The 456-nt window shown below is 78.1% G+C and carries 1 protein-coding gene; it reads right to left on the minus strand.

What is annotated here, in order from left to right; all coding sequences use genetic code 11:
• The coding region (locus tag VR45_RS40955) for a zinc-binding dehydrogenase (RefSeq protein WP_045945063.1) at positions 1 to 456 on the minus strand (456 nt) is incomplete at both ends.

A 456-nucleotide genomic window follows, 5' to 3' on the forward strand; every position in this document is an offset into this window, starting at 1 on the left:
TGGGGGCGAGGGCCTGGCGGGGGGCGGCGCCGGTGCGGGCGGCTTCGACGGCGTCGGCGATGCGGTCGAGGGGGTGGGGGGCGGCGACGAGTTCCGCGAACGGGAAACCGCGGTGGTGGGCGACCAGGAAGCGGACGGCGGCGTCCAGGTGCTTCGGGCGGTAGTTGTGGACGCCGGTGACGGTGTGCAGGCCGCGCACGAGGCGTTCGGGGTCGAGGGCGACGGCGGGGCCGGGTGAGACGGAGCCGACGAGGACGGCGCGGCCGCCGACGGCGAGCGAGTCCAGGCAGTGCTGGACGGCGGCGGGGTGGCCGGAGAAGTCGAGGGCGATGTCGGCCGGGCCGGCCTCCTCCGCGCTGTCGAGGGCGGTGCTCGCGCCGAAGCGCAGGGCCTGGGTGCGGCGTTGCCGGTCGGGATCGACGGCGGTGACGCGGGCCCCGGCGGTGGCGGCCATCG

Source organism: Streptomyces sp. NRRL S-495 (assembly GCF_000966955.1).
Classification (GTDB): domain Bacteria; phylum Actinomycetota; class Actinomycetes; order Streptomycetales; family Streptomycetaceae; genus Kitasatospora; species Kitasatospora purpeofusca.